This is a genomic window from Pectobacterium polonicum (genome assembly GCF_005497185.1).
In the GTDB taxonomy this organism is placed as follows: domain Bacteria; phylum Pseudomonadota; class Gammaproteobacteria; order Enterobacterales; family Enterobacteriaceae; genus Pectobacterium; species Pectobacterium polonicum.
Genome location: NZ_RJTN01000024.1, coordinates 57125 through 64058, shown reverse-complemented (window position 1 = coordinate 64058; position 6934 = coordinate 57125). Strand labels below are relative to the sequence as shown.

Sequence of the window (6934 nt, the reverse complement as noted above, 5' to 3'; positions counted from 1 at the left end):
TTAGATACCGTCTTGCCAGCTATCTGGCAAGACATATCTCAGCATCGAACGGACGACCCGATTTCAGCACCCCGTAAGCCAGTTGCAGCAGCTTTTTCATTGCTGCACACACCACCACTTTCCCTGACTTATTACGGGCATTCATCCGCTCTCTCAACGCAGCTACCGCCGGGTTATACTGCATCGCAACTATCGCTGGCATATACAGTGAGCGGCGCATTATGCTGTTACCCATCTTCGAGATCCGACTTTTTCCCTTCCACTGTCCTGACTCCTGCTGCATCGGATTCAGCCCTGTCCACGCCACCACCGCCTTACTGCTGCTGAACCTCGACATATCGCCCAGATACGCCAGCAGCGTACTGCTCAGCACACCTGCTATCCCGGGGATCGACTCCAGCAGTTTCCTGTTTTTCCTCAGCCCCGGGTCATTATCGATATGGTCGTTTATTGCCCGCCGTGTCTCTTCTGACTGGGCATCCAGCATGGCTATCACTTCGCTGATGGAAGGCTGCACCACTGCATCCGCTGTCTCCAGACGATTTTCTTCCATCTGCTTCATCTCCAGCAGATTATTCAGGCGGTTTACCAGAGCCCTGAGTTTTCTTTCATTCAGCGGGATCGGCTGCCATTCCACCGGAGAGTGCTGACCGCAATAGCGCGCTATCATACGTGCATCGCCTTTGTCCGTTTTGTTACGGCTCAGCTCGCTGCGACCGAAGGATTTAATACGCGCCGGATTTTCCACGCTGACGACATAACCCGCATCACTCAGGAAGGTGGCCAGCGGCTCGCTGTAAACCCCGGTCGCTTCCATGCAGACATGACATTCACCAAAGGGCTCAAGCCAGGTTTGCAGCGCTTTAAAACCTTTAGGGGTATTGGGGAACACTTTGGTTTTGTAGGATGTGCCGCCTTTCCAGACCGCTACATCAAATTTCTGTGAGGCGACATCAATACCGACAGGCGTGAGTGTATGCATTGCTTTTCTCCTTGTGAACATATCAGAGAACCGCCATGACCTTCCTTACAGATGCGTGCTCGAAGCACAGGATACCGTCCGGTCTTTGCTGGCGGGAAATAAGCCGCAGGGGATGAATCTAAAACACAGGCTGTGAGCCCGAGGGGAAACCCCATCTCACCCGCGACTTCCCGATGATCAGTCGGGGATCATAATACCCTGAGGAGAATGATCGAGATATAAGGGGAAACACAGGGGGAGGTTCCCGTAGGGAGGCCTCACCCCTGTGGTCGCCCCGTGTATCTCGATGCGTAAACGATCGGCATTAGGGCAAGCGACCTTTTTTGTCTTTTATGCAGGTTTTCGTTCACAGTTGGTTACGAACAGACTTTTATACGTAAAAAAAGGTAAATGGGTAGCGCTGAAGAGTGCGGATACTTACAATCATTACGCTTTCTGTAGTCGGCCTCTTCAAAAAGGAATTCTCATGTTCAAACGTACTCTGGTTGCGGCAGCAGCCCTTATTTCACTGACGGCATTTTCTCCAGCCTTTGCGGCCTCTGGCACGACTCATGTGTTGTTAACGACGTCCGCAGGCAATATCGAACTGTCTTTAGATAATCAAAAAGCGCCGGTTTCGGTAAAAAATTTCGTCGAGTACGTTAACAATGGCTTCTATAACGGGACGACATTTCATCGTGTGATCCCCGGTTTTATGGTGCAGGGCGGCGGTTTTTCTGGCGAAATGAGTCAAAAAGCGACCAATGCGCCGATCAAGAATGAAGCTGACAACGGCCTGCGTAACCAGCGTGGCACTATCGCGATGGCGCGAACCGCTGACAAAGATAGCGCGACGAGCCAGTTTTTTATCAACGTCGCGGATAACGCTTTCCTCGATCATGGCCAGCGTGATTTTGGCTATGCCGTATTTGGTAAAGTGGTGAAGGGGATGGACGTCGTGGATAAGATTTCTCAGGTACCAACGAAAAACGTTGGACCTTACCAGAATGTGCCGACTACACCGATCGTCATTCAGTCAGCGAAAGTGCTGCCCTGATTGGCGAGATAGATAAGCAAAGAACCGAGAATATAAAAGGCCACGAAAGTGGCCTTTTGCGATCTTAACGCCTCAGCTAGCGCGTTATTCCAGCGCTTTTGCCATCTGCTGTAGCCAGGCATCTACGCCAGTGCTTGGTACATTAAGTTGACGATAGGTTGCTGTTGCCACGGGGTAGCCGCCAACCTCTTCCTGACTGTTCACGAAGCTACCTTTCCGCTGTTTGACATTGTCTACGATACGTTTATCGACGGCATCACGATCTTTGGGGCGTGCGCCCGCGCTTTGGAGTACCTGATTGGTGACCGCGCTGGCCGGTGAAGCCGTTAAGCCCGCAGGCCAAATAGGGGACACTTTGAGTAAGTTAATCCCACTGCCTGACGTTTGCGGTGCGGCTTTGCCCTTGGCATCATACGCGAGGTTATCTGACATCCAGACATCGCCGGCGCTGTTGCTGCCTACCAGCCCTAAACCTGCTTTGGTATTCGCGCCGTAGTGCATCACGTTACCCGCAACGGAGACGCGTGGGCTGGCGGGCATGGTTTTCCCTTCCCACTCTCCTTTTACGCCACCGACGCGAACGCCCCAAATACCGGGGTTGTAGATCAGGTTATTAACCATGACGCCCGTAGAACCCGCTTTGAACCAGGCGTTACGCTCGTTGTTGTGCGCATACAGGTTGCCTACGATCGCTACGTCGGTCACGTTATCGTGAACCAGCGTCCCCATCGAGTGAATACCTTTGGTGTGAGCCGAATCGTATAGGCCTTCTGCAACGATATTATTCGAGAGCGTGATGCGGTGTGCGGTGCCCTGCGGCCCGTCATAGCGTGGGCCAGAAATAGACAGGTTTTCGTCTGTACCCCACGCGAAACTTGAGTGATCGATGACAACGTTGTAAGCATTTGCGCCGTTGATTGAAACATCGCGTTCAAAGCCGCTTTTCTTACCCGTACCGGCATCGCCGATGCGAAAACGAATATGCTGCATGAGCACATCATGGGTGCTAATACCCATGCCGCCACGAATAATCGTGATACCGGGGGAAGGGGCGGTTTGACCTGCGATGGTGACAAACGGCTCGCTTAATCTAAGGTCACTTTTATTCAGGTCGATGATACCGCCAACCTCGAAAACGATAATCCGCGGCCCTTTGGCGGCTAGTGCTTCCCTGAGTGAGCCCGCCCCGGAAGAAGCCAGCGTGGTGACGCGAATAACGCGCCCACCACTGCCTGCCACGGTATCCGTTCCGAATCCTTTCAACTCTGGTGCTGCTGGTGTGGCGGCGCTAGCCATCGGTATGCCAACACTGAATACTGTACTGGTGCTGAACAGTGCGGCGAACAGAAGAGAACGTTTCATTTCATTTCCTTGAATATTAACGATAAAAATGAGCGAGCCTTTAGGGCTCGCTCAAATGCGGCCCGAACGAGTGATCGACGGGCATTAAGCGTGCTTACCGGCTCCTGTTAGCACAGGACAATGAGGGTAGGAGCCTGAAGCCAGCTTATTGACTCTTCTCGACTAGTTGCAATTTGCGGCTGTCAGTACGGCAAGGTTTTTGTTCACGCCAGCATAGTTTGCCAGCTTGTCCTTCACGCACTGTGCTGAAACCGGGGAATAGCTGTAAGGCACAGAAGCGAACGTGCCAGTGCTTTTCCAGTCTTCAGCATTCACGTAGGGCTTGGTGTCTTTGTCCCAAGTGATGTTGTATTTCGCGAAGTCGGCTGGGCTCATGACGTTGTTATTACGCAACTCCCACGTACCGAAGTTGGAACCGTCGTAGCGTGAGGTCACAGGGTTTTTCGCATTTTCGAACCAGTTACGTTCGATCAGCGCAATCCCTTTCTGGCGCACGTTCAGGCCAGAGCTGGTGATACCGGTATACAGGTTATTATAAGCATGAACCTGACCACCACGTTGCAGTGGGAGGCGAGCGTTAACATCGTCGTAAATATTGTGATGGTAAGTCAGGTCACGGCCCGTATCGCTGCTGCTGAAGCCGCTCAGCCCCACTTTTTTGATGCCGTGAATGTAGTTGTACGAAATTGTCACGTTGGTAGACGCTTTCTTGATATCAATCGCCGATTCAAATGTGGTATCACCGTCTTTTGTACCTGCACATTCAAAGTTTTTCGCGAAGATTTCGTTGTGGTCAATCCAAACGTTTGGCGTGTTATCGATACGAATCGCATCACCGTCCTGCGCGCCACCTGGCATGTAGCCAAAACGCATATTACGGATGACAACATCGGATGATTTCGTCAGCCAGATCCCGAAGTTAGCGGAAGAACCGTTGGTGCCGATGATGGTAATGCCTTTGGTAAACTCTTTGATTTCCACGCCGCGCGCGTCTTTCTTCCACTGAGCGCAAATATCGTTCTCAGCAGCTTTGATCAGCGCATCTTCATTACCGTTATAGGTAATCACGAGCGGGTAAGCTCCACCTTTGACTTTCTTACCCTTGGAATCCAGCTTCGCCGCTTCGATAATATCAATGATATCCTGCATGGAACGCGCAGTTTTGTTTACGGCACCAGCCACATTACCACCGTCAGTGGTAGCATAACCCCCCGTATTTGCCGCCATTGTCGGCTGAGCCACAAGTAATAACAGCCCAGCGGCTGTAGAAGGCAGTAGGTATTTCATTCAGGTACTCTCCTTGGAATTGAATTTTTTTTGGGTATTTATGATCCACATAGCCCAGATTATATTATTGGGTTGTTTCAATAAAAGTGAAATCAAGGTTTATTGAAATCCCGCTTAAGTGTTATCATAAAAATAAAATAATTCAATATTTAGATATTGAATCTATCAGATGAATAACACAATAAATGTCGATGATTAATAAGTTCCTATTTTAAATGATAATATTTTTTTCATTTTTTCTAAAATCAATACATCTTTGTTTTTTATTAAAAATAAAATTATATTTTGTTTTATTGTTTTCTGAACGGGGTGGTTTGAAAGGAGTGATAACTGTGAACACCATCAAGAAATAAGGAAAATTCTCTCATTGAGAGGGGCGTGTTAAAAAGCAATTGATACCGATCAAATTATTAATTTATCCCATGTTGGTCTGTCATTATTTTCTTTGTTGATTAATCCTTAATTTAAATATGGTTTTTTTAATTGATAGTTCAACTGATTTTAATTTAAATAATTAGCATGGTAGTTAATTTGTTGCTTATTTATTCGGGAGGTTAACCTATGTTCTTGCATGGACTTCCATAAAAAAATAAGCGAGCTCTAAGAGCTCGCCTAAGGGTAAATCGATAGCGTTTATTTACAGTTAGCTGCTGTCAGTACTGCCAGGTTTTTCCCTACGCCAGCATAGTTTGCCAGTTTATCCTTCACACACTGCGCAGAAACTGGCGTGTACTTATAGGAGACGGCAGGGAACTTACCAGTGCTCTTCCAGTCATCCGCATTGATGTGAGGAGAGGACGGTTTGCCCCAGGTGATTTTGTATTTGGAGAAGTCTGCCGGTTTTGTGATGTTGTTGTTACGCAGCTCCCAGGTACCAAAGTTGGAGCTGTCGTTACGTGCTGTCACTGGGTTGAGCGCATTCTCGAACCAGTTGCTTTCAATCAACGCGATCCCTTTTTGACGCACGTTAAAGCCTGAACCGGTGATGCCGTCATACAGGTTGTTGTACGCGTGAACCAGACCACCGCGCTGCAGAGGCAGACGTGAGTTAACATCGCGATAGATATTGTGATGATAAGTCAGGTTACGACCCGTATCTGAGTCGCCCGCGCCGCTTAATCCCACCTTTTTGATGCCATGAATGTAGTTGTAGGACACCGTGACGTTAGTTGACCCTTTCTTGATATCGACGGCCGATTCAAAAGTGGTGTCATTGTCTGGCGTGCCTTTACACTCAAAGTTTTTGGCAAAGATCTCGTTGTGATCGATCCAGACGTTCGGTGAGTTATCAATACGGATAGCATCACCATCTTTTGCGCCACCCGGCATATAGCCGAAGCGCATATTACGTACAACAACGTCAGATGAATTTACAATCCAGATACCGAAGTTTGCGGATGAGCCATTGGTGCCCTGAATAGTGATCCCTTTGGTGAACTCTTTGATTTCCACACCGCGTGGAGCTTTGCTCCACTGACCGCAGATATTTTTTTCGGCCGCGTTGATCAGTGAGTCTTCATTACCGTTATAGGTGATAATAAGCGGATACGCGCCGCCTTTGACTTTCTTGCCTTTTGAATCCACTTTTGCGGCTTCAATGATATCCACAATTTCTTGCAGAGAACGTGCAGTTTTTTTTACGGCGCCGGAAACATCTCCACCATCTGTGGTGGCATAGCCGCCCGTATTGGCGGCCATCGCTGGCTGAGCAGCGAGTAATAACAATCCAGTGGCTGCCGTAGGCAATAGGTATTTCATTATAACTGTCTCCTTGAAATAGAATTTTCATGGGCATTTATTGCTCCGTATGCCCGATGTAGCAGGTACATATTTTTCAACAAAAAGGAATATCAATTTTGATGAAAAACCAAGGGGAGTGTGGTCAAAAAATAACAACACTTCAAGGGTGAAATGTTAAATGTATTACGGTGGAAACATTTTGTAATATCGATGGTTGGATTATTTGGATTTTATAGAAAAATATTTTCCATTTAAATTAATTTAAATCAGTGAGTTATTGCTTTAATGGAACGGTGGCGTGTTTGAATTTCTTTATCTATTTGATATTACGTTGCTACTTTTCTTGTAACGATCGCTGTGACTAGCGTAATAATTTATCTTAAGTCAGAATATAGTATCACGGGCGTATTCAGTTTTTTGTCATGAATAGATTTTATATTGAATTTTAGTTTGCTAAAAAATAATTATTATTAAGTGCTATATGCTGTGAAAAATGAGCGAGCCCAAAGTGCTCGCTCAGGAAGAAC

At 47.7% G+C, this 6934-nt stretch carries 5 protein-coding genes; 1 reads left to right on the top strand and 4 read right to left on the bottom strand.

From position 1 onward, the window contains the following. Positions 1-19: 19 nt before the first annotated feature. Positions 20-982, bottom strand: a complete 963-nt coding sequence (locus EDI29_RS19440) for an IS110 family RNA-guided transposase (protein WP_137742186.1) — start codon at positions 980-982, stop codon at positions 20-22. 466 nt (positions 983-1448) lie between these two features. Between EDI29_RS19440 and ppiA the strand changes: the two genes are divergently transcribed. Next, entirely contained in the window at positions 1449-2018 is a 570-nt protein-coding gene (ppiA, locus tag EDI29_RS19435) for a peptidylprolyl isomerase A (RefSeq protein ID WP_137742185.1), read from the top strand. A gap of 84 nt (positions 2019-2102) precedes the next feature. On the opposite strand, the gene pelZ is transcribed toward ppiA, so the two are convergent. From pelZ to pelB, 3 genes are all read right to left on the bottom strand, one after another. Next, positions 2103-3380, bottom strand: a complete 1278-nt coding sequence (gene pelZ, locus EDI29_RS19430) for a pectate lyase PelZ (RefSeq protein ID WP_137742184.1) — start codon at positions 3378-3380, stop codon at positions 2103-2105. A 162-nt stretch (positions 3381-3542) separates the two neighbouring features. Further along, positions 3543-4667 carry a pectate lyase PelC gene (gene pelC / locus EDI29_RS19425; RefSeq protein WP_137742183.1) on the bottom strand — a complete coding sequence of 375 codons (1125 nt, stop codon included), beginning with the start codon at positions 4665-4667 and terminating at the stop codon, positions 3543-3545. 633 nt (positions 4668-5300) lie between these two features. Next, positions 5301-6425 (bottom strand): pectate lyase PelB, encoded by a 1125-nt coding sequence (pelB, locus tag EDI29_RS19420; RefSeq protein WP_137742182.1) that lies wholly within the window; start codon positions 6423-6425, stop codon positions 5301-5303. Positions 6426-6934: the final 509 nt, after the last annotated feature.